Origin of the sequence: Isoptericola sp. NPDC057559 (genome assembly GCF_042801555.1) — a bacterium.
Lineage (GTDB): Bacteria > Actinomycetota > Actinomycetes > Actinomycetales > Cellulomonadaceae > Isoptericola.
In genome coordinates, this window is sequence record NZ_JBHVFQ010000003.1 from 46,306 (window position 1) to 72,814 (window position 26,509).

20 protein-coding genes and 3 tRNA genes are annotated in these 26,509 nt (G+C 75.5%); 15 read left to right on the top strand and 8 right to left on the bottom strand.

From position 1 onward, the window contains the following. Positions 1-21: 21 nt before the first annotated feature. Complete coding sequence (locus ACFU5J_RS05160) at positions 22-1,890, bottom strand: hypothetical protein (RefSeq protein WP_430578041.1); 1,869 nt, start codon at positions 1,888-1,890, stop codon at positions 22-24. Positions 1,891-1,995: 105 nt separating this feature from the next. Here ACFU5J_RS05160 and ACFU5J_RS05165 point away from each other — a divergent pair, with 105 nt between their 5' ends. Beyond that, positions 1,996-2,907 carry a potassium channel family protein gene (locus tag ACFU5J_RS05165; protein WP_430578042.1) on the top strand — a complete coding sequence of 304 codons (912 nt, stop codon included), beginning with the start codon at positions 1,996-1,998 and terminating at the stop codon, positions 2,905-2,907. Here the strand turns inward: ACFU5J_RS05165 and ACFU5J_RS05170 are convergent. The 3 genes from ACFU5J_RS05170 to rarD are packed head-to-tail and all read right to left on the bottom strand — an operon-like array spanning position 2,871 to position 5,275. Continuing rightward, the gene (locus ACFU5J_RS05170) at positions 2,871-3,821 is read right to left on the bottom strand and encodes an HAD family hydrolase (protein ID WP_430578043.1); all 951 of its coding nucleotides are present in this window, start codon (positions 3,819-3,821) and stop codon (positions 2,871-2,873) included. The two genes, ACFU5J_RS05165 and ACFU5J_RS05170, sit on opposite strands and share 37 nt — an antisense overlap. Continuing rightward, a complete protein-coding gene (locus ACFU5J_RS05175) occupies positions 3,818-4,315 on the bottom strand; it encodes a YajQ family cyclic di-GMP-binding protein (RefSeq protein WP_430574548.1) in 498 nt (165 codons plus the stop codon). Before ACFU5J_RS05175 ends, ACFU5J_RS05170 begins: the two co-directional genes overlap by 4 nt. Positions 4,316-4,336: 21 nt before the next feature. Continuing rightward, on the bottom strand, positions 4,337-5,275 hold the full coding sequence (gene rarD, locus ACFU5J_RS05180; protein WP_430578044.1) for an EamA family transporter RarD: 939 nt from the start codon (positions 5,273-5,275) through the stop codon (positions 4,337-4,339). A 114-nt stretch (positions 5,276-5,389) separates the two neighbouring features. On the opposite strand from rarD, the gene ACFU5J_RS05185 reads away from it, so the two are divergent. The 7 genes from ACFU5J_RS05185 (at position 5,390) to ACFU5J_RS05215 (ending at position 9,379) form a co-directional block, all read left to right on the top strand. After that, positions 5,390-5,471 (top strand) — tRNA-Tyr (locus ACFU5J_RS05185). Positions 5,472-5,614: 143 nt separating this feature from the next. After that, positions 5,615-5,687 (top strand) — tRNA-Thr (locus tag ACFU5J_RS05190). A gap of 64 nt (positions 5,688-5,751) precedes the next feature. After that, positions 5,752-5,825: transfer RNA gene (locus ACFU5J_RS05195), tRNA-Met, on the top strand. Positions 5,826-5,916: 91 nt separating this feature from the next. After that, positions 5,917-6,087 carry a 50S ribosomal protein L33 gene (gene rpmG, locus ACFU5J_RS05200; RefSeq protein WP_079572326.1) on the top strand — a complete coding sequence of 57 codons (171 nt, stop codon included), beginning with the start codon at positions 5,917-5,919 and terminating at the stop codon, positions 6,085-6,087. A gap of 29 nt (positions 6,088-6,116) precedes the next feature. After that, positions 6,117-6,575 (top strand): MaoC family dehydratase N-terminal domain-containing protein, encoded by a 459-nt coding sequence (locus tag ACFU5J_RS05205; RefSeq protein WP_430574550.1) that lies wholly within the window; start codon positions 6,117-6,119, stop codon positions 6,573-6,575. After that, the gene (locus tag ACFU5J_RS05210; RefSeq protein ID WP_430574551.1) at positions 6,575-7,000 is read left to right on the top strand and encodes a MaoC family dehydratase; all 426 of its coding nucleotides are present in this window, start codon (positions 6,575-6,577) and stop codon (positions 6,998-7,000) included. Before ACFU5J_RS05205 ends, ACFU5J_RS05210 begins: the two co-directional genes overlap by 1 nt. A 165-nt stretch (positions 7,001-7,165) precedes the next feature. After that, positions 7,166-9,379: an N-acetylmuramoyl-L-alanine amidase gene (locus ACFU5J_RS05215; protein ID WP_430574552.1), complete on the top strand. Its 2,214-nt coding sequence runs from the start codon at positions 7,166-7,168 to the stop codon at positions 9,377-9,379. A 60-nt stretch (positions 9,380-9,439) separates the two neighbouring features. Here ACFU5J_RS05215 and ACFU5J_RS05220 read toward each other — a convergent pair whose 3' ends face one another. Continuing rightward, positions 9,440-10,759, bottom strand: a complete 1,320-nt coding sequence (locus ACFU5J_RS05220; protein WP_430574553.1) for a C39 family peptidase — start codon at positions 10,757-10,759, stop codon at positions 9,440-9,442. 147 nt (positions 10,760-10,906) lie between these two features. Beyond that, positions 10,907-12,988 (bottom strand): HelD family protein, encoded by a 2,082-nt coding sequence (locus tag ACFU5J_RS05225; RefSeq protein WP_430578045.1) that lies wholly within the window; start codon positions 12,986-12,988, stop codon positions 10,907-10,909. Positions 12,989-13,196: 208 nt separating this feature from the next. On the opposite strand from ACFU5J_RS05225, the gene ACFU5J_RS05230 reads away from it, so the two are divergent. The 5 genes from ACFU5J_RS05230 to ACFU5J_RS05250 are packed head-to-tail and all read left to right on the top strand — an operon-like array spanning position 13,197 to position 21,439. Beyond that, positions 13,197-14,765 carry a pyridoxal phosphate-dependent decarboxylase family protein gene (locus ACFU5J_RS05230; protein WP_430578046.1) on the top strand — a complete coding sequence of 523 codons (1,569 nt, stop codon included), beginning with the start codon at positions 13,197-13,199 and terminating at the stop codon, positions 14,763-14,765. Beyond that, complete coding sequence (locus ACFU5J_RS05235) at positions 14,762-16,150, top strand: lysine N(6)-hydroxylase/L-ornithine N(5)-oxygenase family protein (RefSeq protein ID WP_430578047.1); 1,389 nt, start codon at positions 14,762-14,764, stop codon at positions 16,148-16,150. The genes ACFU5J_RS05230 and ACFU5J_RS05235 overlap by 4 nt, the downstream gene beginning before the upstream one ends. Next, positions 16,147-18,618: a GNAT family N-acetyltransferase gene (locus ACFU5J_RS05240; protein ID WP_430578048.1), complete on the top strand. Its 2,472-nt coding sequence runs from the start codon at positions 16,147-16,149 to the stop codon at positions 18,616-18,618. The genes ACFU5J_RS05235 and ACFU5J_RS05240 overlap by 4 nt, the downstream gene beginning before the upstream one ends. Then, positions 18,615-20,795 carry a penicillin acylase family protein gene (locus ACFU5J_RS05245; RefSeq protein WP_430578049.1) on the top strand — a complete coding sequence of 727 codons (2,181 nt, stop codon included), beginning with the start codon at positions 18,615-18,617 and terminating at the stop codon, positions 20,793-20,795. The genes ACFU5J_RS05240 and ACFU5J_RS05245 overlap by 4 nt, the downstream gene beginning before the upstream one ends. After that, positions 20,792-21,439: a GNAT family N-acetyltransferase gene (locus ACFU5J_RS05250; RefSeq protein WP_430574559.1), complete on the top strand. Its 648-nt coding sequence runs from the start codon at positions 20,792-20,794 to the stop codon at positions 21,437-21,439. Before ACFU5J_RS05245 ends, ACFU5J_RS05250 begins: the two co-directional genes overlap by 4 nt. Before the next feature lie 27 nt (positions 21,440-21,466). On the opposite strand, the gene ACFU5J_RS05255 is transcribed toward ACFU5J_RS05250, so the two are convergent. Continuing rightward, on the bottom strand, positions 21,467-22,615 hold the full coding sequence (locus tag ACFU5J_RS05255; RefSeq protein ID WP_430578050.1) for a LacI family DNA-binding transcriptional regulator: 1,149 nt from the start codon (positions 22,613-22,615) through the stop codon (positions 21,467-21,469). A gap of 97 nt (positions 22,616-22,712) precedes the next feature. Between ACFU5J_RS05255 and ACFU5J_RS05260 the strand changes: the two genes are divergently transcribed. Both ACFU5J_RS05260 and ACFU5J_RS05265 read left to right on the top strand, forming a co-directional pair. Beyond that, on the top strand, positions 22,713-23,987 hold the full coding sequence (locus tag ACFU5J_RS05260; protein WP_430574561.1) for an MFS transporter: 1,275 nt from the start codon (positions 22,713-22,715) through the stop codon (positions 23,985-23,987). Beyond that, positions 23,984-25,216 carry a UDP-N-acetylmuramate dehydrogenase gene (locus tag ACFU5J_RS05265; protein WP_430574562.1) on the top strand — a complete coding sequence of 411 codons (1,233 nt, stop codon included), beginning with the start codon at positions 23,984-23,986 and terminating at the stop codon, positions 25,214-25,216. Before ACFU5J_RS05260 ends, ACFU5J_RS05265 begins: the two co-directional genes overlap by 4 nt. A 37-nt stretch (positions 25,217-25,253) precedes the next feature. On the opposite strand, the gene ACFU5J_RS05270 is transcribed toward ACFU5J_RS05265, so the two are convergent. Then, positions 25,254-26,279, bottom strand: a complete 1,026-nt coding sequence (locus ACFU5J_RS05270) for a L,D-transpeptidase family protein (protein ID WP_430574563.1) — start codon at positions 26,277-26,279, stop codon at positions 25,254-25,256. Positions 26,280-26,509: the final 230 nt, after the last annotated feature.

Consider the following 26,509-nt stretch of genomic DNA (forward strand, 5'->3'; position numbering starts at 1 on the left):
CCGGCCTCGCGCGTGGTGCGTTCACCGCGCGAGCACCGCGAGGAGGAAGGCGGCCGCGCCGAGCGCCGCGACGATCGTGGGCCGGGACGGCCGCCGGCGCGTCGCCGTGTCGGCAGTCGCGGACGCCGCGCCCGCCGCCCGCGCGGCGAGGATCCGCTCGCGCGCGACGAGCGGGTCGGAAACCCCGGGCAGTAGTCGTTCGCCGTCGGGCGGTACGGCGAACATGAGCGCGTCCGGCTCCTCGACGCTCGACGCGCGGGTCCGGACCACCAGCGCCCCGGGGTCGGCGAGCACCGCGGCCACCCGTGACCACGGGTACCTCGCGTCGAGCACGGCACCGTGCTCCACGAGGCCACGCGGGGTCACGCGCAGGGCGGCGGTGGCCGACCAGGACCACGCGTGCAGCAGCCCGGCGACGAGCGCCGAGCCGACGAGCCCCGACCAGACCTCGGTCCCTGGCGCGAGCCACCAGCCCACGGTCGCCGCCGCGGGGACGGCGACCCACGGGCCCCACCGCCCGGTCCTCCGCACCACGGCCAGCACGGCTCCGTCGATGCGGCCTGCTCCTGCCGACGCGGGACGGCCGCCGCCGCGCCGGCCCCGGCGGGCCGGTGCCGGGCCGGTCTCCGTCACGTACCAGGCCCCGTCGGGCGCACGGAGGGCGAGGGGCGCGCGGTCGTCGTGGAGGCCCACGACGAGGACCTCGGTCCCGGCCCAGGTCGGCGGGAGGTGCGGACCGTCGGGGTCCGCCGGGCGTTCGTCGTCCTCCCAGCCGGTGCGGGCGATCGCGAGGAGCTCCTCGTCCGTGACCTCCTCCACCGGGCGCCCGTAGGGGCCGTCGTCGGCGTCGTCCCCGTCGTCCTCGGCAAGGGCGTCGGGCGCGTGGTCGCGGATCGGGGTGAGGCCCGCCAGCGGTCCGGTGCGCAGCACGGGGGAGCGCGGCGCCTCGACGGGTGCGAGCAGGACCTCGTCGTCGCGGTCCCAGCTCGCCCGCAGGCGGATCGCGGGTCCGCCGTGGGTCAGGAGCGCGGTGACGCGGCGTCGGCGGCCGGCCTCCCGCAGCAGCAGGAACGGGCCGCCGACGATCCCGATCCCCGAGACGAGGAGCAAGATCGACGAGTCGGCGGGGTCGTCCACCAGCTCCGCCCGGCCCGAGCCGTCATACCGGACGATCACCACGTCGCCGACCGCCGGTGAGGACTCGGGCGGCGACACGCTGAGGCGCAGCCCGTCGACGTCCACCACGACGTCGTACCCGTCGTCCGAGATTTCCACGACGGTGCCGTCTGCCGTGAGAGCGGTGGCCCGGAACTGTCGGTCTGCGGCCAGGTCATGGGCGAACAGGGCAGCCGCGCCGACGGCTGCGACGACCAGCAACACGCCCGCGACGGTCCATGGCCCACGCCATCGCTGGGCCATCCGACGACCCGTGGGAGCCAGCTCGGGGACCTGCACCGGCGCGGTGGACCACGCGCGTGCCGCCGCGGCCTGGTGGCGCCGCGGGGACGTCGCGAGCAACCCGATGCAGGCCAGCAGGACCGCGCCCGACAGACCGGCGACGAAGGCTCCCGAGCCGGGGGCCTCCCCGACCGACGGCGCGGCGAGGGCCGCCGCGCCCCACCACGCCCCCGCCGGCACGGAGAACCACAGGGCGACCAGGCTCCCGAGCAGCAGTCCGACGAGCAGCCCGGTGAGCCAGTAGTCGGGCGACTCGACCTCGGCCGCACTGAGGGGGATGTCGTCCTCCGGCGATAGCGCGACCGCCAGGGCGGCGGAACCGACGAGGACCACCGACCCCACGGCGGCGAGGGGCACCCGTCCCGGTCGGGGCCGCCATGCGGCGAGCGCGGCCGCGCCGGGTGCGGGCGACGCGCCCGGTGAGCTGTGCATGGCGGCGAGAGTAGTCGCTCGCCCGGACCGCTCCCCGGGGGATCACCCGTTCCGGGCACTCGCTCGGGCGGCGGGTCCCCGCCGGTTCTGCAAGGCTGACCTGCGATGACCCCAGCCCCGCTGGGCGGCGCCGAGGACGCGGCGACGCCCGGGCCGCCAGAGCCACGGCCGGCCCCCCACCCGGACGGCGGTCACGCGCGCCTGCGGCGCTGGCAGGCGGCCACCGAGTGGCCGCTCACGGCGGTCTCGCTGCTGTTCCTGGTCGCGTACGCGATCCCGATCGCCCGGCCGGACGTGTCGGCCGACGTGCGGGCGGTCTGCACGACCGTCCTCGCGCTGACCTGGTTGCTGTTCGTCGTGGACTACGTGGTGCGCGCCCGCCTGGCGCCCCGCACGTGGACGTACGTGCGGCGGCACCCGCTGGAGCTGGCGGTCGTGGTGCTCCCGGTGCTGCGGCCGCTCCTCCTGGTGTCCGTGGTGGTGCGCCTCAACCGCGCCAACGCCGTCCGCCTGCGGGGCCGGGTGGTGCGCTTCGCGGTCGCGGGGACGTTCCTGCTCGTGCTGGTCGGGGCGCTCCTGGTGACGCAGGCGGAGCGCGGCGCGCCCGGCGCGAGCATCGTGAACCTCGGCGACGGCTTCTGGTGGGCGATGGTCACCATCACCACCGTGGGCTACGGCGACATGGTCCCGGTGACCCCGTCCGGCAGGGTGGTCGCGGTCTGCCTCATGCTCGGCGGGGTGGCGCTGCTCGGCGTCGTGACGGCGACGCTGGCGTCGCTGCTGGTCGAGCGCGTCGCCCGCGGTCCCTCCGGCGACGCGGACGACGAGGGCGGCGCGGGCGTGGGCGTCGACGACGTGCCCCTGGGTCGGGTGGCCTCCCCGGAGCAGGTGGCCCTGCTCACCGCCGAGGTCCAGGCGCTGCGCGCCGAGATCGTGGCGGCACGGCGACAGGAGGAGCGGGACGAGCGGCGGGGGAGAGGTCAGCGGGGCGCCGCGCCCGGGGACGTGGACCCCTGAGCGTGGTGGGGTGCGGCCGGTGCGATCCCGGACGCGGCCCCGAGCGCTGCCTCCAGCGCGACCGCCACGCCGTCCTCGTCGTTGCCGGGCACGACGGCGTCCGCGCACGCGAGGACGTCCGGGTGGGCGTTGGCGACGGCGTGCCCGCGGCCCGCCCAGCGCAGCATCGGCAGGTCGTTGGGCATGTCGCCGAAGGCCCACACGTCGCGGGCGTCGACGCCCAGGCGCGCGCACCAGCGCGCCAGCGCGACGTCCTTCGTCACCCCGGGCGGCAGGAGCTCGGCGAGCCCGGCCGCGCCCGAGTAGTGCAGCTCGGCGCGGCCGCCGGCCACGGCCTGCACGTGCTCGAAGAAGGCCTCCTGCGCGGCGTCGTGGACGGCGCCGCGCTGCACCACGCCGAAACCCTGCGCCGTCGTGCCCGGGCGGACGGCGAGCAGCTTGGCGACGGGGTCGCCGGTCGCGCCCAGGGACCCCTCCACCGGGGCGGCGCGGAGGCTCCGGTCGAGGCCGGGCTCGCCGTCGGGGAACCAGGGGTCGAACGCGGGGCCGCGGACGGTCTCCACGGCGAGCCCGACGCCGGGGACGGCGTCGCGCAGCTCGGCGACGAGGTCGCGCACCACGCGGTCGTCGAACCCGCAGGTGTCGAGGGCGCGCCCGCTCGCCAGGTCCCACACCGCGGCGCCGCCGAGGCAGATCACGCGCCCGTGCCCGCCCACGAGGTCGCCCAGGGCGTGCAGCCAGCGCGGCGGCCGCGCCGTGACGAAGACGACCTCGGCGCCGCCGGCCTCCGCCGCGAGCAGGGCGCGCCGCGTCCGCTCGGAGACCGTGCCGTCCGAGCGCAGGAGCGTGCCGTCGAGGTCGGTCGCCACGACCCGCGGCAGCACCTGCGCGCCGGCCGCCGCCCCGGTCGTCACCGGTAGTTGACGAACTGGAGCGCGACGTCGAGGTCGGCGCCCTTGAGGAGGGCGATGACGGCCTGCAGGTCGTCGCGGGACTTGCTGGTCACGCGCACCTCGTCGCCGGTCACCTGCGTCTTGACGGCCTTCGGGCCCTCGTCGCGGATGATCTTGGTGATCTTCTTGGCGCTCTCGCCCGCGAGGCCCTCCTTGAGCGAGCCCGCGAGGCGGTACACCTTGCCGGACGCCTGCGGCTCCTTGTCGGCGGTGTCGAAGGCCTTGAGCGAGACGCCCCGCTTGATGAGCTTGGTCTGGAAGACGTCCAGGGCGGCGAGCACGCGCTCGCTGGAGTTCGCCTCGATGACGATGGTGTCCTGGCCGCTCCACTCGATGGACGCGCCCACGCCCTTGAAGTCGTACCGCTGCGAGATCTCCTTGACGGACTGGTTGAGCGCGTTGTCCACCTCCTGGCGGTCCACCTTGCTCACGATGTCGAACGACGAGTCGGCCATGACGGTCTCCTTCAGGTGGGGTCAGGGTTCGAGGACCACCGTAGTGCGTGCCTGCGCCGCGAGGCGGGAGACCCGGGCCTGCCGGCTGCCGTCGACGGTGAGGATCACCAGCGCCACCCACACCAGCGCGAACCCGGCCCAGCGGGTGGGCGGCATGTGCTCGCCGAAGACGAGGAGGCCGAGCAGGAACTGCAGCACCGGCGTGAGGTACTGCAGCATCCCGACCACCGAGAGCGGCAGCCTGCGGGCGGCGGCGGAGAAGAGCAGCAGGGGCAGGCCGGTGACGACGCCGCACGCCACGAGCAGCAGCGCGTGCCCGGCGCCCTCGGTGGCGAAGGTGCCGGCCCCGGTGGCGCCCAGCCAGCCGAGGTAGGCCAGGGCGAACGGCGTGGCGACCGCGGTCTCGGCGGCGAGGCCGGGCAGCGCACCGACGCCGCGGCCCACGCGGTTCTTCACGAGCGAGTAGAGCCCGAACGCCCCCGCCAGCACCAGGGCGATCCAGGGCAGCCCGCCCACCCCGGTGGAGATGACCACCACGGCCGCCGCGCCGAACCCCAGGGCCACCCACTGGGCGACGCGCAGCCGCTCGCGCAGGACGAGCACCCCGAGCAGCACGGTGAGCAGCGGGTTGATGAAGTAGCCGAGCGCGGCGTCGAGCACGTGGTCGGTGAGCACCGCGTACACGTACGTCGTCCAGTTGACGACGATGAGCACCGAGGCGACGGCGAGCGCGCCCATGGTGCGGCCGCTGCGCAGGACGGCGACGAACGACCCGAACGTCCGGGTCACCAGGAGCAGCGCCACGCAGAACACGAGGCTCCACACCACGCGGTGCGCGATGATCTCGACCGGGCCGGCCGGCTCCAGGAGCGGGAAGAAGAGGGGCATCGCGCCCCAGAGCACGAACGCCGAGAGCCCGAGGGGCAGTCCCCACCGGTCGGGGGAGGAGGGGGTCGTCACCGGCTCACCGTAGCCGGGCGGCGACCGGGTGACGCGGGCCACCGGCGGACGATTTCCGCCTGGGCCGCCCGGGGCGTTATGGTTCTACCCGCGAGCTCGTCCGCGAGCCCGCACGGCAGGTTGCCCGAGCGGCCAAAGGGATCTGACTGTAAATCAGACGGCTCAGCCTTCGGGGGTTCGAATCCCTCACCTGCCACCGCGACGGTCGGGGCGCCACCTCTGGGTGGTGCCCCGTCCGACGTCCGGAGAAGGTCCTCGCGACCCCGGTGCACGGTGTGATCGAGCGGGCATCCCGCGGATTTCATCAGGTGCCGCGAGCCGTGTAGAGTCTTCTCCGCTGCCCCGATAGCTCAGTCGGCAGAGCGTCTCCATGGTAAGGAGAAGGTCAAGGGTTCGATTCCCTTTCGGGGCTCTGTGGTGTGACGCGGGACCGTCGTCCGTCTATGCGGGCGACGGGTCCGCGTTCCGTCACGTGCGGCGGGGTAGCTCAGCTGGTCAGAGCGCACGACTCATAATCGTGAGGTCGCGGGTTCGAGCCCCGCCCTCGCTACCGCCACTCCTAACGGTTCGACGGCCGGCGTCGGACCGGCCTGTTCCTTGACGCACGTTGCGCCTTCCGGGGGCGCGAGAGGTGACACACCATGGCTGCTAAGAGCGCGGACGTCCGCCCGAAGATCACGCTGGCCTGCGTGGACTGCAAGGAGCGGAACTACATCACGAAGAAGAACCGTCGCAACGACCCCGACCGTCTCGAGCTGGCGAAGTTCTGCCCGCGCTGCGGCAAGCACACCTCGCACCGCGAGACCCGCTGACGCCTCGGTCGACACGACACCTCACCGACGTGGCGAACCCCGACTTCGCCGGCCGCGAGTACCCGGCCGGCGCCCCCTACAGCGTGGGGCGCGAGAAGCTTCGTGAGTTCGCGTGCGCCGTCGGTGCCCTGGACCCCGCGCACCACGACCTCGTGGCGGCGCGGGGTCTCGGCTATCCGGACCTCGTCGCGCCCCCCACGTTCGCCGTCGTCGTCGCCCAGCGGGCGGAGTCGCAGTACGTGCAGGACCCGGACGCCGACATCGACTTCTCGCGCGTGGTGCACGCCGACGAGAAGTTCGTGCACCATCGGCCGATCGTCGCCGGCGACGAGCTGGTCACCGTGCTGCACGTCGACTCCGTGACCCAGCGGGCCGGCATCGCGATGGTCACCACCCGCTGCGAGATCTTCGCGCAGGCCGACGACGGCACGCGCGAGCCCGTCTCCACGGTCTCCTCCAGCCTCGTGATCCGCGGGGAGGACTCCTGATGGCCCGCCCCGTCCTCGCCGAGCTGTCCGTCGGCGACGTCGTCGCCACCGCCGCGATCGAGCTGGACCGGGCCCGCCTCGTCCGGTACGCCGGCGCCAGCGGCGACTTCAACCCGATCCACTGGGACGAGTCCTTCGCGACCGGCGTCGGCCTCCCGGGCGTCATCGCCCACGGGATGCTCACCATGGGCTCCGTCGTCGGCGTGGTCACCGCGTGGGCGGGGGACCCGGGCGCCGTCGTGGCGTACCAGACGCGCTTCACCAAGCCGGTCCCGGTGCCCGCGAGCGGCGTCGCCGTCGTCGAGGTCTCCGCGGTCGTCGGGGCGATCGACGCCGAGGCCGGCACCGTCCGCGTCGACCTCACGGTGACCCACGAGGGCGCCAAGGTGCTCGGCCGGTCGCAGGCGACCGTCCGCCTCTCCTGACGCCCCTCTCCTCGCCACCCGCACCGCCCGTCGCGCGGGCCGGGACCGGTCGCGCGTCCGCAGGACGAGATTTTTTACGCCTAGCACTTCTCATGAAACGTGATTTCACGGTTCGATGACGTGGTGCGCCCCGAGCGCACTCCGTCCTCGAGAGGAGCACTCCCCGTGAGATCCGTACGACGACGCACCACCGGGCTGGCGGCCGCCGGCCTGCTCGTTCCCCTGATCACCATCCCCGCGGTCGCCGCGGGGGCCGGTCCCTCCACCGCCCCGCCCTCCGACGTGAGCTGCGACGCCGTCGTCGCGGCGCCGGACCGGGAGTCGGCGTTCGCGGCCGCGAGCGACGCCACCGGGGTCCCGGCCGACCTGCTCAAGGCCGTCTCCTACATGGAGTCCCGCTGGGACCAGCACGCCGGCGCGCCCAGCGCGGACGGCGGCTACGGCCTGTTCAACCTGCTCGACCACGCCGCCGAGGCGCCCGACGGGGCCGGCAAGGACGCCACGCCCCGCACCGCCGTCAGCGAGCTCGACCGTGCCGCCGCCCTGACCGGGCTGTCGGTCGCGGAGCTGAAGTCGGACGCCGGCGCCAACACCTGCGGCGCCGCCGCTCTCCTGTCCTCCTACCAGGCGTCGGCCGGGCAGGGCACCGGCGGCTCCCTCGCCACGTGGGAGACCGCGGTCGCGCGGATGGGCGACGCCACGACGTTCGCCGACCGGGTGTACGCCACGCTCCGCACGGGCGAGTCCCGCACCACCGACGACGGCGGGCGCGTCACCCTCGCGGCCCAGCCGGCCGCCGTCCTGCCCCGGGCGGCCGCGACGACGGCGAGCGACCCCGCCGCCGACTGCCCGGCCGACCTCGGCTGCGACTGGATCCCCGCGCCGTACGAGAAGGGCAGCGCCGACCTTCCCGACGACACGGGGAACTATGGCAACCACGACCAGGCCGACCGCACCGGCGCGGGCGGGCCGTCGATCGACTACATCGTCATCCACGACACCGAGGGCGGGTACGCCGGGACGCTCAACATGGTCCAGGACCCGAACTACCTCGCGTGGAACTACACGGTGCGCTCGTCCGACGGGCACACGGCCAACCACCTGCAGCCCGACGACGTCGGCTGGCACGCGGGCAACTGGTACATGAACATGCACTCGATCGGCATCGAGCACGAGGGCTGGGCCGGCACGTCGGGCTGGTTCACCGAGGCGATGTACCAGTCGTCGGCGGAGCTCGTGCGCTACCTCGGCGAGAAGTACGACGTGCCGCTCGACCGCGCCCACGTCATCGGGCACGACCAGATCCCGGGCATCCTGCCCGGGTCCACCAAGAGCGTGCACTGGGACCCGGGCCCCTACTGGGACTGGGAGCACTACTTCGAGCTGCTAGGCGCGCCGATCGGCGGCGGCCTGACGCCGACGACGGACGTCGCGCCCGGCGACGTCGTCGAGGTGGTCGCCGGCTACGACGACAACGCCAACCCGGTCACCGGCTGCCAGCAGGCGTCGCCGGGCTCGGGCGACTGCGTGGCGGGCGCGGGCACCAACTTCGCCGTCGCGTACCAGCAGCCCTCGCTCGACGCGCCGTACGCCCGCGACCCGGGCTGGAAGCCGAACGGCGCGGACGGCACGACGTACGCCAGCGACATCAGCGCGCGCGTGACCTCGGGCCACAAGCTCGTCGTCGCGCAGGTGCGGGGTGAGTGGCTCGGCGTGTGGTGGGCCGGCTCGCTGGTGTGGCTCCACAACCCGGCCGACCGGCCGGTGGTGGTCCCCGGCACCGGCAGGACCGTGACGGTGAGCGGCGCCAAGGCGGCCGCGATCTACGGCCGCGCGTACCCCGAGGCGGCCGCGTACGCGCCCTACCCGGGCATCGCGACGCAGGCCGTCACGCCGATCGAGTACACGATCGGGACCGGTCAGAGCTACGTGGTCTCCGACGACACCGTGACGACCGACTACTACAACGCCAAGTCGTTCGACGGCTCGATCCCCGACGACCGCACCGACGTGCGCGGCACCGACACCTACTACCAGCTCTGGTACGCCCACCGGCAGGTGTTCACCCGCGCCGCCGACGTCGTCCTCCACGACCCCGTGGTGACCGACGTCGAGGGCCCGTCCGTCGCGGGCAGGCCCGAGATCGGGAAGGTGCTGACCGCCGACACCGGCGAGTACCTGCCCGGTGCGGAGCGCCTCCGCGTCGAGGTGCAGTGGCTGCGCGACGGCGAGCCCGTGCGCGGCGCGGACGGCAGGCGCTACCACCTCACCGGCAGGGACCGCGGCGCGGACATGTCGGTCCGCGTGACCGTCTCGGCCCCGGGGTACACGTCGGCGACGTTCACCTCCGACGCCGTCGGCCCGGTGCGCCCGCACTGACGCCCGACACAGAGGAGGACCCCCGGGCTCACCGGAGCCCGGGGGTCCTCGTGCGTCAGGTCACCAGTTGGCGGTGGCGCCCGCGACGTTGCGGGGCAGCTTCACGTCGTGCGGGTGGATGACGTACGCGATGCCGTCGGTGGAGGTCTGCCACACGCGCTCGAAGTTCTCGCGGGTGTAGACGTTCCGCACGTCGGCGTCGGTCGCCTTGTTGGGGTCGTTGATGACCGGGTCGCCGTCGGCGGTGAAGCCCACGATGGTCACCAGGTGGCCGTCGGTGCCGTAGCCCGCCTCGGGCATCTCCTCCTTCGCGAAGTTGATCGAGACGACCAGCGGGATGCCCGCGGCGATGAACCGCTCCGCCTCCGCGAGCGAGCGGAGCCGGGTCACGAACGTCTCCAGGCCGTACTCGTGCGCGTACGCCGTGTTGAACGGCCAGTTGCCCGCGCCCTCGTACGTGTAGTCCCACGCGTTGATGGCGGCGTGCGCCACCTGCGGGTCGCCGTTCGGGGCGACTATCCCCTCGAGCCGGTCGGCGGGCACCCGGTACTTCTTGCCGTACGAGTACTGGATCATCGTGGTCGACGTCGGCGAGCACCACACCTGGCCGCCGCCCCCGAACTCGGGGTACTCGCCGATGTGGATCAGCTGCGAGTAGCCGGGCACGTCGAGCTCGACCGCGCGGCCGAGCGTGAAGTCGCTGGTGCCGGTGTACGCGGAGTCGGGCAGGTACTCGTTGGTCATCGTCGTCACGCCCGACAGCCGCGGGGTCGCCGTCGACCCCGCCGGCCGGTAGAGCGTGACGCGGGTCTGGAAGGCCTCGGGCTCGTGGCCGGTGCGCGCGATGAACGTGTCGGTGGACAGCGCGGCGTCGGCGTCGTTCTGTCCTTTCAGTGACGTGCGGTGGATGTCGCCGACGGAGCCGTCCGTGGGCGCGAAATCGGCGCCGGACGCCCAGCGGCCCATGACGAACCACTTGGTCCAGGCGCCGTCGGCCTTGCGGCCGCGGAACTCGACCTCGACCCACGTGCCGGTCGGGGTCGTGGCGTTCCAGGAGGTCAGGGACTCGTCGACGGCGTACCCGGTCTCGACGACCGGCGACGTCCACGTCCCCGTCTCGTAGTCCACCGCGCTGCCGTCGCCGAACGGGTCGGTGTACGCCGTGGTCGGGCCACCGGCATCCCGCACGCCCAGCGTGCCGTGCGCTCCGGGGCGCAGGTTCTCCCACTCGCCCTGCCGCAGGTCGGCGATGCCCTGCCAGTGGGTGGTGGTGATCTTGTGCCCCGATGCCGCGGGGTCGTCGGGCGGCGCGGCGCCGGCGGCCCCCGCGGTCGGTGCGATCACCGCCCCCGCTGCCAGTGCCGCCGTCGTCGCTCTCATCCAGCTCCTCCGCACCATGCCTGTCACGGGTCCCTCCCCAGGGACAGGGGCGTGGGACGGTCCCCATCGCCCGTTGGCAAAGACTTTCCCAGAAACTGTGGCGTGTGTCACGACCTTGCGCGTGGCCGCGGCCGCGGGGGAGGGGCGCTAGGCGGCCAGCTCGACCGGCACGTCCTCGTCGTGCCGCACCGCGAGCGACGTCACCGCCCGGGTGAGGCACACGTACAGGCGGCGCAGGCCGGACTCGCGGTCGACCTCCCCGGCCACGACCCCGGCCGGGTCGTCGAGGACGACGTGGTCGAACTCCAGGCCCTTGGCCAGGGAGGCCGGGACCAGGTCGAGCCGCGCGTCGAACTCGGTGGCCTGGTCGTCGGCGTCGTCGGCGTCGTCGGCGTCGTCTGCGGCATCGGCGGCGGCGGCACTCGCTGCCCCGTCCTCCTCGCCGACGACGGCGAACTCCAGCCCGGCGGCCACGAGCCGGCGGCGGGCGGCGTCCAGGCCGGCGTCGGGCACGATCAGCCCCACCGATCCGTCGCGCGCGAGCGCGGCCCGCACCAGCTCCTCCGCCGGCGCCGTGGTGAGCACGAGCTCGCCGCGGGCCCGCCGCACGGCCACGGGCGGGGCGAGCTCGGGCGCGATCGTCGGGAGGAGGCGCGCCGCGTACTCGATGACGTCACCGGGCACGCGGAAGCCCGCGGTGAGCTGCTCGACGTGCCCGTCGGGCTTGCCCAGGTGGTGGAGCGCGTCCGCCCAGGAGCGCACGGCCCACGGCGTGGTCGCCTGGGCGAGGTCGCCGAGGACCGTGAGCGACCCCGTGCGGGCCCGGCGGCCGAGGACGCGCAGCATCATGGGCGACAGGTCCTGGGCCTCGTCGACGACGACGTGCGCCACCGAGGGGACCCGCTCCAGCAGGTCGGCGAGCTCGTCGAGCAGCACGAGGTCGGCGAGCGTCCACCGGGCCGCCCCCGCGCTCCGCGGCGGCGCCTCCCAGGAGAGGGTCTCTCGCTCGGCCGGGGTGAGGACGTCGGCGGACATCTCCGCGAGGAACGCCGGGTCGGCCAGCAGGCGGTGGAGCAGCCGGGCGGGCGCGAGGGCCGGCCACAGCGTCGCGGCGTAGTCCTTGACCGGCTTGGTGCGCGCCAGGACGTCCCACGCCCTCTCGTCGAGCGCGTCGCCGGCCGCCTCGATCTGCTGCAGGATCCGGTGCGCCAGCGCGTACCGGAGCTGCTCGCGCCCCGCGTCGTAGCGCAGGTCGCGGCCCACCACGTGCGCGACGGCGTCCCGCGCCTCGTGGGCCGGCACGCGCCAGCGACGGGAGCCGCGCGGCAGGACCAGCGCCTCCGCCGGCTCGCCCAGGTGCGACCAGACGGCGCGGCGCAGCACCTGCGCCATGCGGGCGTCGCCCTTGAGGCGGGCGACCTCGGCCGGCTCCGTGCCCCGCAGGCGGCCGTGCGCGGCGACCACCTCCTCGACCGTCGTCTGCGTGGCGTCGACCTCGCCGAGCGCGGGCAGCACGTCCCGGATGTAGCGCAGGAAGCTCGAGTTCGGCCCGACGACGGTCATGCCCCGCCGGGTGACCTGCTCCCGGTGCGCGTACAGCAGGTAGGCCGCGCGGTGCAGGCCCACGGCCGTCTTCCCCGTGCCGGGCGCCCCCTGCACGACGACCGTGCGGTCGAGGCCGCTGCGGACGATGACGTCCTGCTCGGGCTGGATCGTCGCCACGATGTCCCGCATCGGCCCGGTGCGCGGGCGCTCGATCTCCTGCTCCAGGATCTCCGAGTGCTCGACCTCGGTCGCGGCCGCGCCGGAGAGCACCTCGTCCTCGAAACCGGTGAGGACGCCCCGCGCGAAGCCGTACCGGCGCCGGGTCGTCACCCCCATCGGGTCGTCCCGGGTGGCGCGGTAGAACGCCGAGCTCACCGGGGCGCGCCAGTCCACGACCAGCGGGTCGCCGGCGGTGTCGGACACGTGCCGCCGCCCGACGTGGAAGACCTCGCCGCCGGACGGCTCGTCGCGGTCCAGCCGGCCGAAGAAGAGCGGCACGTGGGGGTCGTCCGCGAGCTGCGCCAGGCGTCGGGCCAGCGTGAGCTCCAGCGCCTCGGCGCTGATCCGGTCCCCGGCGTGGGCGGTCAGCCCCGCCGTGCGCTCGCGCATCCGGGCGAGCTCCTCGCGCGCCCGTTCCAGGTGTGCCCGTTCCCGGTCGAGCTCGGCATGGGTCACAGCGGGCACGGCTGACCTCCAGGACAACGGGCGGGTGGGAGCCGCAGGACATTACCCGGTCGCGGTGGTGGGGGCAACGTGCTCGGCGGCGGTCGATCGCGCCTTCACCGCCGGCGGCGGGGCGCCGATGTGATCTGCGTCCCAGCGGTTGGCATCCGGCCGAGGCGAACCTAAGTTAGGCCAGGCTGACCTCACTTCGACCACCCCGAGGAGACCCGTGACGAAGTCCTCCGCCCTGCTGGGAGCCGCGACCGCGGCCGAGTACGCGGGCGCGCTGCACGCCGTCGTGGACGACGTGGCCGCCCGCGTCGCCGCCGCCGAGCAGCCGTTCTGCGGCGCGAGCCGGCGCGAGCTGCAGGCGCTCGTCGACGACGTCGACCTCGACGGCCCGCCGGTCGGGACGCCCGACGCGCTGCGCGAGACCGCCGAGCTCTACGCCTCCCACGCCGTCTGGTTCCACCACCCCGGCTACGCCGCGCATCTCAACTGCCCGGTGGCGCTCCCGGCGGTCGGCGCCGAGGCGATGCTCGCCGCGATCAACACGTCGGTCGACACGTACGACCAGTCGACCGTGGCGACGCTCATGGAGCAGCGGCTCGTCGCCTGGACCGCCGCGCGCGTCGGGTTCGAGGCCGGCGACGGGGTCTTCACCTCCGGCGGCACGCAGTCCAACCTGCAGGCCCTGCACCTGGCCCGCGAGCGCGCCCTGACCGACGCGGCGGGCGCCCGGCTCGGCGGTGCCGCGCGGCGCGAGCGGCTCGGCCGCCTGCGCGTGCTCGCCACGGCGTCGGGCCACTTCAGCGTCGCGCGCTCCGCCCTGCTGCTCGGCCTGGACGACGACGCGGTGGTCGCGGTCCCGACGGACGCCGCCGGCCGGATGGACCCGGGCGCGCTCGCCCGCGCGCTGGTCGACGTCGAGCGGGCCGGCGACGTCGTCATGGCCGTCGTCGTGACGGCCGGCACCACCGACCGCGGCTGCGTCGACCCGCTGGTGCCGGTCGCGGACCTGTGCGACGCCGTCGGGGCCTGGCTGCACGTGGACGCCGCGTACGGCGGCGGGCTGCTGCTGTCGCCGCGCCGCCGCCACCTGCTGGACGGCGTCGAGCGGGCCCGCAGCGTCACGGTGGACTTCCACAAGACGTTCTTCCAGCCGGTGTCGTCCAGCGCGCTCCTGGTGCGCGACCCCGCCGACCTGGCCCGCGCGACGTGGCACGCCGACTACCTCAACCCGGCCGAGGAGTCGGGCGAGCCCAACCCCGACCTCAACCTCGTGGACAAGTCGCTGCAGACCACGCGCCGGTTCGACGCCCTCAAGCTGTGGGCCACGCTGCGCGCCGTCGGGGCGGACGGCGTCGGCGCGATGGTCGACGCCGTGTGCGACCTCGCGGCGGCCGTGCACGCCGACCTCGCGGGCGACCCCGAGCTGCGCCTCCTCGCCCCGACCGACCTGTCGACCGTGCTGTTCCGGTTCCAGCCGGACGGCGTCGACGACGCCCGGGCCGACGCCCTCGTGCCCCGCGTGCGTCGCGTGCTCTTCGACTCCGGCCGCGCCATGGTGGCCAAGACGGTGATCGACGGGCGCCCGTGCCTCAAGCTCACCCTGCTCAACCCGGACGCGACGCTCGACGACGTCCGCGACGTGCTCGACCTGGTGCGCTCCACCGCGCACGGCCTGCTCGCCGGCCAGGAGCTGCTCGAGCTCGACTCCCCGCCCTGCCGCGCGGTGCACCCGCGGCTGGAGCGCACCGTCACGACCGACGCCGCCCTCGAGGGAGCAGCCCGATGACCCGCACCTACGACCTCCTCGGCATCGGCATCGGGCCGTTCAACCTCGGCCTCGCGGCGCTCGCCGACCCGCTGGACGACGTCGACGCCGTCTTCCTCGACCAGCGCGACGCCTTCAGCTGGCACCCGGGCATGATGCTCGAGGGCGCCACCATCCAGGTGCCGTTCCTGGCCGACCTGGTGACGATGGCGGACCCGACGTCGCCCTGGTCGTTCCTCGCGTTCCTCAAGGCGACGGGCCGGCTCTACCCCTTCTACATCCGCGAGTCCTTCTACCCGCTGCGCGCCGAGTACGACCAGTACTGCCGGTGGGTGGCCGACCGGCTCACCACGCTGCGCTGGGGGCGCGAGGTGATCGGCGTGGACCGCGACGACGAGACCGGCGACCTCGTCGTCACCGCCCGCCTCGCCGCCGGCCCGGGCCAGGCGCCCCGCACCGAGACGTACCGGGCGCGCCACGTCGTCCTCGGGGTGGGCACGACGCCGCAGCTGCCCGGGCCGCTCGCCGGCCTGGCCGCGGAGTCGGCCCGGCACCCGGGCGCCGGGCCCGTGGTGCACAGCGCCGACTACCTGCCGCACCGCGACGCCCTCGCCGCGAGTGGCGCCGTGACCGTCGTCGGCTCGGGGCAGTCGGCCGCCGAGGTGTACCGCGACCTGCTCGAGGACGCGTCCCCGCAGGCCCACCGCGTGGACTGGGTGACGCGCTCGACCCGGTTCTTCCCGATGGAGTACACCAAGCTCACCCTCGAGATGACGTCGCCCGAGTACACCGACCACTATCGGGCGCTGCCCACCGAGCTGCGGGAGATCCTCGGCCGCGAGCAGCGCGCGCTCTACAAGGGCATCAGCGGCGACCTCGTCGACGAGATCTACGACACCCTCTACCGCAAGTCCGCCCTGGGCCGGGAGCTGCCGACCACGCTCCTGTCCGACACGGAGGTGGTCGAGGCGCGGTACGACGCCGAGGGCGCGGGCGGCGCCGGGGAGTACGTGCTGACCCTGCGGCACGGGCAGCTCGGCACGACGGCGGAGCACCGCACCCGCGCGGTCGTGGCCGCCACCGGCTACGGCTCGGGGGTGCCGGGCTTCGTCGCGCCGGGGCTGGTGGACCTCGACGAGCTCGGCCGCGTCGACGTCGCGCGCGACTACACCGCCGGTGCCGGCGGGCGCCTGCACGTGGGCGGCACCGAGGCGCACACCCACGGCGTGACCGCCCCCGACCTGGGCTTCGCGCCGTGGCGCAACTCCGTCATCCTCGCGCAGGTCACCGGTCGTGAGCCGTACCCGGTCGAGAGCCGCATCGCCTTCCAGACCTTCGGCCTGCCCGGGGGCGTCGACGCCGCGCCCGCGCCGTCGTCGGCCGCGGTGGGGGAGGTGGCGCGATGACCGTCGCGACCGAGCCCCGCACCGCCCGCGCGTCCGCGGACGCCGTCGCGCTCGAGCCCGTGGACCCGGCGCGCGACGCCACGACCCTGCGCGCCTGGCTCGCCCATCCCGCGTCGGCGTTCTGGCGCATGGGGCACCTGACCGAGGGCGAGGTGCGGGCCTACCTCGAGGCCGTCGTCGCCGACCCGGACCAGGACGGCTGGCTCGGACGCGTGGAGGGCCGGCCCGCCTTCTACACGGAGACGTACGACCCGGCCCGCGTGCTCCTCGCCGGCGTGCACGACGCCGTCCCCGGCGACCTCGGCATGCACCTGCTCGTCGCGCCGCCCCCGGCCGACCCCGCCGACCGCGTCCCGGGCCTCACCGACGCCGTGATGGCCGCCGTCGTGCGGTTCTGCCTCGCGCCCGAGGGCCGCGGCGCGGCGCGCGTCGTCGTCGAGCCCGACGTGACGAACCGCGCGATCGCCGCGAAGAACGCCGCCGCGGGCTTCCGCGTGCTGCGGGAGGTCGACGTCAGCGAGGGCGACGGACCTGGCGGGCACGTCAAGCGGGCGGCCCTGAGCGTCTGCACCCGCGCGGACTTCGCGGCGTCGCCGCTGGGTGGCCCGAGCGGCGTCGACCTCGCCCCGCACCTGCGCCCGGGCCTCGCGGCGCAGGCGCACCGGCACCTCGCCGCGAAGGCGCTCGCCGAGCTCGCGCACGAGCGGCTCTTCCGCCCCGAGCCGGACACCGACGGTCGTGAGCGGTACGTGCTCGCGCTCGACGGCGTGACCTACCGGTTCACGGCGCGCACGTTCGCCCTGGAGCACTGGGTGGTGGACCCGTCCTCGATCACTCGGACGGCCGGGCCGCCGGACGCCGAGGGCGTGGAGCTGCCCGTGGACGCGCTGGAGCTCGTCGCCGAGCTGCAGCCGCTGCTGCAGATCCCCGACGACCTGGTCGCGACCTACCTCGAGGAGCTGTCCTCGACCCTCGCCGCGGCCTGCGCCAAGCGCGACCGCGAGCTGAGCGGCGCGTCCCCGCAGGTCCCCGAGCTGCTGGCGGCGCTCGCCCCGGACACCGCGGACCCCGCGGGCGGCCTCGACGGGGCGGACGACGACCGACGCCGCGCCGACGCGTTCCAGGCCACCGAGGCGGCGATGACCGAGGGCCACCCGGGCTTCCTCGCGAACAACGGCCGCATCGGGTTCTCGCTGGACGACTATCTCGCGTACGCGCCGGAGCGGGGCGAGCGGATGCGCCTGGTCTGGCTGGCGGCGCGGCGCGAGCACTCCCACCTGGCGCTCGGGGACGGCCTCACCGAGGCCGGCCTGTACGGCGACGAGCTCACCGGTGCCGAGCGCGCCGCCTTCGCCGGCCGCCTCGCCGCGCGCGGCCTCGACCCGGCCGAGTACCTCTACCTGCCCGTGCACCCGTGGCAGTGGCAGCACCGCGTACCGGTCACGTTCGCGGCCGACGTCGCGCGGGGCGACCTCGTGCCGCTGGGGCCCGGCGCCGACGAGTACCAGCCGCAGCAGTCCATCCGCACGATGTTCAACCGGACGCGACCGGAGCGGCACTACGTGAAGGTGGCGCTCGCGATCCAGAACATGGGCTTCCTGCGCGGGCTCTCCCCGGCCTACATGCGCGCCACCCCCGACATCAACGACTGGGTGGCCGGCGTCGTCGAGGGGGACGCGACCCTCCGGGCGAGCGGCTTCGGCGTGCTGCGGGAGCGCGCGTCGGTCGGCTACACGGGCGACGTCTACCACCGCACCGCCCGGCCCAGCGCGCACCGCAAGATGCTCGCCGCGCTCTGGCGGGAGTCGCCGGTGCCCCGCACGGCGCCGGGGGAGCGGCTGGCCACCATGGCGAGCCTGCTGCACCGCGACGCCTCGGGCCGCGCGCTCGCGACCACCCTCGTGCGCGCGTCCGGGATCGCGCCCGAGGCCTGGCTGCGCGCCTACCTCGACGCCTACCTGTACCCGCTGGTGCACTGCCTGCGCGCCCACGACCTCGCCTTCATGCCCCACGGCGAGAACCTCGTGCTGGTGCTGCGCGACGGCGTGGTGCGGCGGGTCTTCATGAAGGACATCGGCGAGGAGGTGGCCGTCCTCGGGCACGGCGCCCTCCCGCCCGGCGTCGAGCGCGTGCGCGCCGCCGTGGACGCCGACGAGAAGGCGCTCGCGGTCTTCACCGACGTCTTCGACGGGGTGCTGCGCCACCTGGCCGGCATCCTCGCCGTCGACGGCGTGCTGCCCGAGGACCGGTTCTGGGCCGTCGTGGCGGACGTCGTGGACCGGCACGGGGCCGAGCACCCGGACCTCGCCGGGCGCGTCGACCTGCGCGTGCCGCGCTTCGCGCACTCGTGCCTCAACCGGCTGCAGCTGCGCAACACGCTGCAGATGGTCGACCTCACCGACCAGTCCGCCTCCTTGCTGTACGCAGGGACGATGGCCAACCCCGTCGCCCGCCCGGGCACCCCGTGAGCCGACCCTTCGAGCTCTTCCGCGACGACCTGGGCGTGCCGCACGTGCGCGCGGGCTCCGAGGCGGACCTCGCGTACGGGCAGGGGTACGTCACCGCCCTGGACCGCGGGTGGCAGCTCGAGGTGGACCGCTGGTACGGCGAGGGGCGGCTGGCCGCCCGCGTCGGCCCGGCGGGCCTGGAGTGGGACCGGTTCGCCGTCCGCGTGCGCCTGGCCGACACCACCCGGCGGGTGTGGGCGGCGCTCGCGGCCCCCGAGCGGGACTGGCTCGCCGCCTACGCCGACGGGGTGCGCGACGGCCTGGACGCCGGCGGCCGGGACGCGCCCGAGCGGGCGGAGCTGGCCCGGGCGCTCGGCGGCGCCCCGCTGCCCGCCGACGAGCCGTGGCACCCGTGGACCCCGGTCGGCACGTTCCTGGTGCACCACGTCCTGTTCAGCGGCTTCCCGCACCTGCTGTGGCGCGAGCACGTGGCCCGCACGCTCGGCCCCACGCTCGGCGCGGCGGCCCTCTCCTGGTGGGGCGGGGACGACGGCGGGAGCGGGGGCCCGTCGTCCGGCTCCAACGCGTGGGCGCTGCACGGGTCGCGCACGGCGTCCGGCGCGCCGCTGCTCGCCGGCGACCCGCACCGGTTCCTCGAGCTGCCGGGCGTGTACCAGCAGGTCAGGCTCGCGCGGCCGGGGCACGACGTCGTCGGCCTGGCGTTCCCGGGAGTGCCCGGCGTGTTGCACCTCGGGCAGGCCGAGACGCCCACCGGGTCGGTGGCGTGGGGCATCACCAACGCGATGGCGCACCACGTCGACCTCGTCGCGGAGGCGTCGCACGGCGACGACGTCGGCGCGACTGAGGTCGTCGCGTCGGGCGCCGAGACCGTCCCCGTGCGCGGCGGCGAGGCCGTCGAGGTGCCGTGGGCGGAGACCCCCCGCGGCCCGCTCGTGACCGACCGCCACAGCCTCCGGTGGCCCGTCCGCGTCACGGCCGACGCCGGGGTGGCCGCCTGGCGGGCGCTCCAGGGCGCGCGGACGGCGCGCGAGGTCGCGGCCGCCTTCGCCGGCTGGGTGGACCCGGTGAACCGGGTGCTCGCCGCCGACTCGTCGGGGGAGGTGCTGCGCCTGACCGCCGGCCGCGTCCCGGTCGTGCCGCCCGCGGAGCGCGTGCTGCCCCGGGTCGTCGAGGACGTGGCGCGGTCGGGGCAGGCGGGTCGGCGGGCCGGGCCGGAGTGGCTCGGCCTGCCCGCGCCCACCGCCGTCGTCGACGTCGCGGTGGACGCCAACGACCGGTCCGGCCGGCCCGGCCACGACCTCGGCCTCGTGTACGCCCCGCACCGGGCGGCCCGGGTGCGTGCCCTGCTCGCCGCACCGCCGCCGGGCGGGGAGACGGCGCGGTCGCAGGAGCGGGTGCTCGCCGACAGCCGTGACGGCGGGGCGCCCGGGCTGGTCGCGTGGCTGGAGCGGGCGGAACCCGGGTCGGAGAACGCCCGGCGGCGCGCGGGGCGCCTGCTGGACTGGGCGGCGGCGGGGGCCCGGACGGACGCCGACGACGCGGACGCCGCCCTCTTCGCCCGCTGGCGGGACGCCCTGGTGCGCCGCGTCGCCGCCGACCCGGCGCTGGCCCCGTTGCACGCGCCGCACGGCCTGCCGGCGGTGTTCGCGCCGTGGCTCGACGTCGTCGCGCGCGTGGGCGACGCCCTGCCCGCCGTGCTCGTGTCCGGCGTCGTCGGCTCCCGGGCCGCCGCCGCGGCGGCCCTGGCGGACCTCGACGCGCTCGACGGGCCCGCCGACGGGGACGACGCCGAGACCTGGGGCGACCTGCACCGCCTGGCCCCGCTGCACGCGCTGGACCTGGTGCCCGGCGCGACGGCGCCGGTCGTGCCCCGCGCGCCCCTGGGCGGGACCGGTGACGCCGTGCGCTGCACCGGCGGGGTCCCCGGGGTCACGACCGCCGCCTTCCGCGGCTCCGTGGCGCGCTGGGTGTGGGACCTCGGCGACCGGCGCCGCAGCCGCTGGGGCGTGCCCTTCGGCGCGTCCGGCGACCCGCGCTCGCCGCACTTCGCCGACCAGCACCCGGCGTGGGCCGCCGCCCGCACCACCGTGGTCGAGACCGACTGGGCGCGGCTGCGCCCGGTACCCCTGCCCACCGGCCGGCCCCTGGCCGACGACGACCGACGGAGCTCCCGATGACCGACGACCCCCGACTGCTGACCGGACGCCGCGGCGAGGAGGTGTGGCGGGCCGGCGCGCCGGGCGCGGGCACGGTGACCGCGCACGTCCTCGACCCGGTCGCGGACCTCGACGTGCTGCACGCGTGGGTGAACCGCCCGTACGCGGGCTTCTGGGGGCTCGGCGGCCTGAGCCGCGACGACCTGAGCGCCACGTACGCGTTCGTCGACTCCCTGCCCACGCACCACGCGTACCTGGTGCGGTGGGACGGCGAGCCGGTGGTGCTCGTGCAGCTCTACCACCCGGAGGACGACCCGGTCGCGACCGCCTACGACGTGCTGCCCGGCGACGTCGGGATGCACTTCTTCAAGGGGAGCGACGGCCCGGCGGCGCGGTACGGGGTCGCCCCGTGGGACGTCATCGGGCCCGCGGTGCTCGGCCTCGCGCTGGCCCTGCCGGGCGCCCGCCGGCTCGTGGTGGAGCCGGACGCGCGCAACGAGCGCGCCCTGGCCCGCATGGTGGCCTTCGGCTTCGAGCCCGCCGGCACGGTGCGCTTCGAGTCGCCGCAGGGCCCGAAGGAGGCGGCTCTGGCGTTCCTCGGTCGCGAGCGCGGCGACGCGATCCTGGCGGCCGCGCTCGCGGCGGGTGCGGGGGCCACGGGCTGAGCGGGGGCCGGGGCCGGGACGGGCCGGCTACGCCTGCGCGTCGGCCGGCCGCACGGCCGCCGGCACGGGGCCGGTGGTGGTGCCCGGCACGAGCTCGACGGGCAGCGTGGTGCAGGTCGGCTCCTCGCCGGCGAGCACGCCCAGCACCGCCCGGCCGAGGGCCGCGCCCTTGGCCTGCAGGGGCTGGTGCACGCTGGTGAGCACGTCGGGGGAGAGCCACGGCAGGTCGATCCCGTCGAAGCCCGCGATCGACACGTCGTCGGGCACGCGCAGGCCGAGCTCGCGCGCGGCGATGACGGCGCCCGCGGCGAGCAGGTCGGAGTGCGCGACGATCGCCGTCGGGCGCTCGGTCTCCGGCACCCAGGCGCCGAGGATCTCCGTGGCCGCATCGCGGCCGTGCTCGACGAGGGACGCCGGCGTCTCCCACGAGATGACCGGCTCCACCTCGTCGCGCACGCCGTCGAGGCGGTGCCTCGTGGAGGTGCGGTCCGCCTGAGCGAGGCGGGCCGCGTCGATCGGGCCGGACCGCTCGACCGCGTCGAGGGGAAGCGTGATCTCCGCGATGCGGGTGTGGCCCAGCTCCTTGAGGTGGCGCACGGCCAGCGCGGTGCCGGCCCGGTCGTCGAGCGCGACGAGCGGCGCGCCCTCCACGCGGCCGCCCTCGCCGACGACGACGGGCACGTCGCGGCGCCGCAGCGCGGCGAGGGTCGCGTCGTCCCTGAGCACGCCCCACACGAGCACGGCGACGTCCATCGCGGCCGACTCGAGCAGCGGGTCCACGGCGGGCACGGGGGCGGCCGGGGTGGTCCCGTCGTCGGCGCGTGCGGGCGCCGCCGCTCCGCGGACGCCGGGGATGAGCAGCACGCCGAGCCCCTCGGTGCCGAGCACGTCGACGAGGCCGTCGAGCACCTTGACCGCCACGGGGTCGCGGAACGCGCGCCCGGGCTGGTCGCCGATGACGACGCCCACGATCCCTGACCGCCCCGACCGGAGCTGGCGGCCCAGCGGGTTGGGGCCGTGGTAGCCGAGCTCGGCGGCGGCGGCGAGCACCTTGTCGCGGGTCTCGGCGGTGATCGGGCCGGCGCCGGAGAACGCCAGCGAGGCAGTGGAGACCGAGACGCCCGCGAGCTCGGCCACCCGGGCCAGCGTCGGTCGGGCGGCGGTGCTGCGTCCCATGAGGCTCCTTCGGGCGGTGTCGGGGCGCCAGCCTACCGGGGGATTCCGGGGTTCGAATCGATTTGACCAGCGCGGCGGATTCCGGAAACGTCAGACCGTGACCTCCGCTCGCCCTGCCGCACCCCGGCACGCCGTCCGCGCCGCCTGGGCCGTCTTCGCCGTCTTCGTCGTCGCCGGGATCGGGATGGCCACATGGGCCTCCCGCATCCCCGCCGTCCGCGACGGCCTCGGCTTCCAGGCGGACGAGATGGGGCTGCTGCTGCTCACCGGCGCCATCGGCTCGCTGATCGCCCTGCCGCTCTCCGGCATGATCGCGTCGCGCATCGGCGCGGGGCGCACCTGCGTGTCGTTCGCGGCGCTCGCGGCCGCCGGCTTCACCGTCGCGACCCTCGCGGTCGAGGGCGGCAGCCCGCTGTGGGTCCGCGTCGGGCTGTTCCTCGGCGGCATGGGCGTGGGCATCTGGGACGCCGCGATGAACCTCGAGGGTGCCGTCGTCGAGCGGCGGCTCGGCCGGTCCGTCATGCCGCGCTTCCACGCGGGCTTCTCCCTCGGCACCGTCGCGGGCGCCGGCCTCGGCGCGCTCGCCGCGCACGGCGGCGTGTCCCTGCCGCTGCACGTCATCACGGTGATGGTCGTCGACCTGGTCGTGGTCGTCGTGTGCGTACGGTTCTTCGAGCCGACGACGGCGCACGCCGAGGCCCCCGCCGCGGGTGCGGCGACCGACACCCAGGCGGACCCGGCCACGGCTGTCGACGCCGGCGGCGGCCACTCGCTGCGCGACACCCTGGCGACCTGGCGCGAGCCGCGCACCCTGCTCGTCGGGCTCGTCGTGCTCGCCGCGGCGCTCACCGAGGGCGCCGCGAACGACTGGGTCAGCCTCGCCGTCGTCGACGGCTTCGACGCGCCGCAGTCCACCGGCGCGATCGGCCTGGCCGTCTTCCTGTGCGCGATGACGCTCGCCCGGCTCGCCGGCACGTCGCTCATCGACCGGTACGGCCGCGTCACCATGCTGCGGATCTGCGGCTCCGCCGCCCTGGTCGGCGTGGTGGCCTTCGCGCTCGTCCCGTCGCTGTGGGTGGCGCTGGTCGGGGTGGCGATCTGGGGCGCGGGGGCCTCCCTCGGGTTCCCGCTCGGCATGTCGGCGGCGTCCGACGACCCGCGGCGGGCCGCGCTGCGCGTGTCCGTCGTCTCGACCATCGGCTACTCGGCGTTCTTCGTCGGGCCGGCCCTCATCGGCTTCCTCGCCGAGCACGTCGGGTACCGCGACGCGCTGCTCGTCCTGGCGGTCCCCGTGGCCCTCGGGCTGCTCGTGGCCGGAGCCGCACGGCCGCTGCCGGCCGCCGCCGACCCGGCGCGTACGCTGGACGCGTGAGCCTTTCCGCCGTGCCCGCCTCGCCTGCCACCGAGCCGCCCGCGACCGCCGCGGACCGCTCCACCTCGACCCCCACGCTCTCCGAGCTGACGACGCTGCGCGTCGGCGGGCCCGTCGACGCGTACGTGGAGGCCGAGTCGGAGGCGGAGCTGATCGACGCGGTGCGCGCGGCGGACGACGCCGACCAGCCGCTGCTGGTGATCGGCGGCGGCTCGAACCTGCTGGTCGCGGACGAGGGGTTCGCGGGCGTCGTCGTGCGCGACGTGCGCCAGGGCCTCGACGCGGACCTGGCCGACTCGTGCGGCACCGACGGCGCGTGCGGCGGCGCGAGCCTGCGCCTGCCCGCGGGGCAGGACTGGGACGCGTTCGTCGCCGAGGCCGTGGCGAACGAGTGGGTGGGCGTCGAGGCGCTGTCGGGCATCCCCGGCACCGTCGGCGCCGCCCCGGTGCAGAACATCGGCGCGTACGGGCAGGACGTGTCCGGCGTCGTGGCGTCCGTGCGGACCTGGGACCGCGCCACCGGCCAGAGGAAGACCTTCCCGCTCGCGTCCCTCGGCTTCGGCTACCGCACGTCGCTCCTGAAGCGCACGATGCGGTCCGGTGGCGGCGAGGGCGCGCCCTGGTACCCGACGCCCCGGTACGTGGTGCTCGAGGTGAACCTGCAGATGCGGCTCGGCAGCCTGTCCGCGCCCGTCGGCTACCGCGAGCTGGCCCGCCGCCTCGGCGTCGAGGTGGGCGAGCGCGCCCCGTCGGCCGAGGTGCGGCAGGCGGTGCTGGAGCTGCGCGGCGGCAAGGGGATGCTGCTCGACGGCGTGGGCGGCGCCCCGGAGCCCGACCACGACCGCTGGTCCGCGGGGTCGTTCTTCACCAACCCCGTGCTGCCGGCGGACGCCGCGGACGAGCTGCCCGAGGACGCCCCGCGCTTCTCCGTGCGCTCCGCGACGCCCGAGTCGACCGTGAGCCCGAGCCTCGGCGCCGTCGACACCACGCTCGTGAAGACCAGCGCGGCGTGGCTCATCGAGCACGCCGGGTTCACCAAGGGCTTCGGCCTCGCCGGCGAGCACAGCCCCGCGCGCCTGTCGACGCGCCACACGCTCGCCCTGACCAACCGCGGGGGCGCGACGGCGGCCGACCTCGTGGCGCTCGCGCGGACCGTGCGCGACGGCGTGCGCGACACCTTCGGCGTCGAGCTCGAGCCCGAGCCCGTCCTGGTCGGCACCGCCCTCTAGGCCCGGTGGTAGGCCCGGTGGTAGGCCCGGTGGGCGGTCAGTAGAGGACGACGGGCGTGCCCTTGGGCATGCCCCACGAGTCCCACAGCCAGTTGATCGCGGCGTTGGACACACGCACGCACCCGTGCGACGCGGGGAAGGGCGGGATCGACGGCGAGCCGTGCACCGCGTACCCGCCGGAGAAGTACTTGGGCCGGTACATCGAGCCGAGCTCGAGCGTGGACTCGTGCATCCCGTTGCGCTCCATGTACACCGCGAACGAGCCGCGCGGCGTCGACGCGTGGTACGTCCGGCCCTTGGCCTCGTAGGTGTCGCCGTTGCCCGACGACGCGTTGAAGATCCGCGTGACCTTGCCGTTCTCCACGGTCATGAGGAGCTGGCGGTCCAGGTCGATCTCGACCGCCTTGCCCGACGACGAGTGCGCGCTGGGCCGGACGCCGTCGTCGAGCGCGGCCTGCGTCTTCGGCCCGACGACCCCGTCGCGGTACTGGCCCGCCGCCTTCTGCAGCGCCCAGACCGCCTGCTGCGTGGCCGGGCCGTACGTGCCGTCCGCGTCCTGGAGGAAGTAGCCCAGCTCCTGCAGCCGCTCCTGCAGGGCGGTGACCTTCGCCCCCGAGTCGCCGTAGGAGATCAGCTTGTCGCGCGCCTCGGCGGCCTTCTTGGCGGCGGCCTCGTCCGCGGCCTTCTGCTCCTCCGCCTCCTTGGCGGCGGCCTCCTCGGCCGCCTTCTTCTCCGCGGCCTTCTTCGCCTTCTCGGCCGCCTTCTTCTCGGCTTCCTTCTTCTCCGCCGCCTTCTTGGCGGCGTCGTCGGCAGCCTTCTGGTCCGCCGCGTCCTGCTCGGCCTGCTGCTGCGCCGCGTCGTCGGACGCCGAGCCCTGGACGCCGTCGTCCGGGGTGGAGCCGTCCGCGGGGGCCGAGGAGGTCGCCGTCGGGGCGGTCCCCGGTTCGGCCTGCCCGCCGTCTCCCGACAAGGGGGCGCAGCCCCCGAGCACGAGGGCGAGCACCACCGGCACGCCGAGGAGCGACGCCGCGCGGCGTCGCCGGGTCGTGGGAACCGTACGCATCGTGTCCCTTCCGCGCCGGTGTGGCGGCGTACCGGGTGCGCCGCGGGGTACCACCGTGCCCCGCGACCGCCCCGACCGCGACCGCAGCACTCCGGTCGTGTCGTGATCGTGACCTGTGACAGGTCGGTCACCTGCCACGACGCTCGGGGCGGCGAAAAGGTTGTGCCGAGGGTCGGCTCTCGAGCACGCGACCGCTCGCGTCACCGGGGCGGACGGCGCGAGCGGTCGCG